The 2838-nt window shown below is 73.5% G+C and carries 2 protein-coding genes and 2 pseudogenes; all 4 read right to left on the bottom strand.

Going from position 1 to position 2838, the window contains the following annotated elements:
- Window positions 1-87 (bottom strand): Rrf2 family transcriptional regulator (locus DKL51_RS29860; RefSeq protein WP_260428713.1); only part of this gene is annotated, 87 nt, incomplete at its 3' end.
- A pseudogene (locus DKL51_RS29855) lies at window positions 71-1372 on the bottom strand (DEAD/DEAH box helicase); the annotation flags it as partial. The gene DKL51_RS29860 and the pseudogene DKL51_RS29855, both read right to left, overlap by 17 nt.
- A 212-nt stretch (window positions 1373-1584) precedes the next feature.
- Window positions 1585-1788 carry a transcription antiterminator/RNA stability regulator CspE gene (cspE, locus tag DKL51_RS29850; RefSeq protein ID WP_007464836.1) on the bottom strand — a complete coding sequence of 68 codons (204 nt, stop codon included), beginning with the start codon at window positions 1786-1788 and terminating at the stop codon, window positions 1585-1587.
- Between the two features lie 200 nt (window positions 1789-1988).
- Window positions 1989-2693: pseudogene (locus DKL51_RS29845) on the bottom strand (RecB family exonuclease); the annotation flags it as partial.
- Between the last annotated feature and the right edge of the window lie 145 nt (window positions 2694-2838).

Here is a 2838-nt window from a genome sequence, read left to right as displayed (position 1 = left end):
GCCGACGGTGATCTCCGCCGCGGGGCGGGACAGCGCGTAGCCGCCCTCGGTGCCGCGGTGGCTGTGCAGCAGCCCGGCCCGACGCAGGTCGAGCAGGATGACCTGGAGGAAGCTGAGCGGGATGGCCGTCCGCTCCGCCCGCCCCGGCCGACCGACGGGAGGCGGGGGCCGGCTGGGGGGCGGTGATGGTCACCGGGGCGCCGGACGGCTCCCGGGCCCCGGTGACCCGGGCCAGCGCCTCGTCACCGGGTCGCACCTGAGTGGACTGCGGCTTGATGCCGGCCACGCTCATCAGCCGGGACACGTCCCGGCGCTGCTCCGGCAGGACCAACGTGACCACCGTGCCGGACTCCCCGGCCCGGGCGGTACGCCCACCGCGGTGCAGGTAGTCCTTCGCCTCCGTCGGCGGGTCCACGTTGACGACCATGTCCAGCCCGTCCACGTGGATGCCGCGGGCGGCCACATCCGTGGCCACCAGCGCGGTCACCTGACCGGTACGGAACTGTTCCAGGATCCGGGTGCGCTGCGGCTGCGACTTGCCGCCGTGCAGCGCGGCGGCGCGTACCCCCTTGGCCAGGAGCTGGCGGGCGAGCCGGTCGGCACGGTGCTTGGTGCCCATGAAGAGGATGGTGCGGCCCTCGCGGGCGGCGATCTGGGTCAGCGCCGCGGGCTTGTCGACCGCGTCGACGTGCAGCACGTGGTGGGTCATCGCGGTCACCGTGGCGGTGCCCGGGTCCACCGAGTGCGACACGGGGTTGGTCAGGAAGCGGCGGACCAGCCGGTCCACGCCGCCGTCCAGGGTGGCCGAGAAGAGCATCCGCTGGCCGTCCGGGGCGACCTGCTCCAGCAGCTTGGTGACCTGCGGCAGGAAGCCCATGTCGGCCATCTGGTCGGCCTCGTCCAGCACGGTGATGGCGACCTGGTCGAGCCGGGCGTCACCGCGGTTGATCAGGTCGTGCAGCCGGCCGGGGGTGGCGACGACCACCTCGGCTCCGGCCCGCAACGCGTCCGCCTGACGCTGGAGTGAGAGACCACCGACGACGGTGGCGCAGCGCAGGCCGACGGCCCGGGCGTACGGCGCGAGCGCGGTGGTGACCTGCTGGGCCAGCTCACGGGTCGGCACCAGCACCAGGGCGAGCGGGCGACCCGGGCGGGCCCGTCGGCCGGCGGTGCGGGACAGCAGCGGCAGCCCGAAGGCGAGCGTCTTGCCGGAGCCGGTGCGGCCCCGGCCGAGCACGTCCCGGCCGGCGAGCGAGTCCGGCAGGGTCGCCGACTGGATCGGGAACGGCTCGGTGATGCCCTGCGCCGACAGCGCGGCGAGCAACGCCGGCGCCAGGCCGGTCGCGGCGAATGTGGGCATGGTCATGGTCATACGGAATGCCTTCCTCGACGCGGCACGTGTCGAGGAAGGCGCCGACGAGCGGCGCGTCACCGGGGTCACCGGTGGTCACAAGCACGAACCGAAGGGGTACGGGCCGGTCCGCCGCAGCGCGCCACACCCCGCAGAGCGGGGGGCGGCGCGGCGGACCGGGCCCGTCACCGCGCCCGGGGGGCGCGATGGGTGTTACCTGGGTGATCCGAAGATCAGAGCGGGCGGATGTTCTCCGCCTGCGGGCCCTTCTGGCCCTGGGTCACCTCGAACTCGACCCGCTGGTTCTCGTCCAGGCTCCGGTAGCCGGAGGACTGGATCGCCGAGAAGTGGGCGAAGACGTCGGCGCCGCCGCCGTCCGGGGTGATGAAGCCGAAGCCCTTGTCAGCGTTGAACCACTTGACGGTGCCAATAGCCATTTGTTTCGTCTCCTTGACGGAACGTTCCGACCCGCACCTGTTGCGGGCCGAAGGAGTGAGTGAACCGCGCGAGTGCGCGGCCTGTCGCTGCTGGTCGCCCCGCCCGGAGAACTCCGGACACAACAAAGTGCGCCTGGGGCCACAATCCGCCAGGCGCACACAGAGTCTCTGGAAACCAAAACTGCAACGCGACTAACGTATCACGGATTACGTAACGCCGCGCCCTTCGTCGAAATTTCCGGCACATCGGCGATCAGCGCGGTCAGCCTCTCGGCGTCGAGCAGGTCGGCCGGACGCACGGTTACCCCGTCGCGCACGTAGTGGAACGCGGCGCCCACCTGCTCGACCGGTACGCCGGCCAGCTCCGCCCAGGCCAGCCGGTAGACGGCGAGCTGCACGGCGGCCACCTCGGCCTCCCGCCCGCTGGGCTGCCGGCCGGTCTTCCAGTCGACCACGTCGAACCGGCCGCCGGGACGGGCGAAGACCGCGTCCATCCGCCCGCGCACCACCACCCCGGCGATGACTGTGGCGAAGGGCACCTCCACCTCCACCGGCACCCGGTCGGCCCACTCGCTGGCCAGGAAGCGCTCCTGGAGCTCGGCGAGCGCCTCGTCCGGCGCGGCGTCGTCGTCCGCCGCACCGGGCAACTCGTCCACGTCGAGCAGCCGGTCCGCGCCGAAACGCTGCTCCAGCCAGGTGTGGAAGGCGGTGCCCCGGCGGGCGTACGGGTTGGGCTCGGTGGGCATCGGCCGGCGCAGCGTACGGGCCAGCGCCTCCGGGTCGCGGCGCAGCGCCACCAACTGGGTCACCGACAGGTGCCCGGGCAGCTCCACCTCCACCCCCTCGGCCCGGCGGGCCAGCTCGGCCCGCTCGGCGAGCAGCAGGTCGGCCTCCCGCGACCAGCGCGGGGTGGCCCGGGCGGGGGAGGACTTCACCGACGCCTGGCGGGCCCACGACGAGCGGGAGGAGCGCCGGCTGGCGTACGTGGCGGTGACTCGGCCGCGCCGGCTGCTGCTCTGCTCCGGGTACTGGTGGGGGGAGGGCACCAAG

Origin of the sequence: Micromonospora globispora (assembly GCF_003857015.1) — a bacterium.
Lineage (GTDB): Bacteria > Actinomycetota > Actinomycetes > Mycobacteriales > Micromonosporaceae > Micromonospora > Micromonospora globispora.
This window is presented reverse-complemented; position numbering and strand designations above follow the sequence as displayed.

Coding starts and splice junctions, on each gene's coding strand:
- cspE (WP_007464836.1), bottom strand. CDS start 1,788: ATGGCTATTGGCACCGTCAAGTGGTTCAACGCTGACAAGGGCTTCGGC.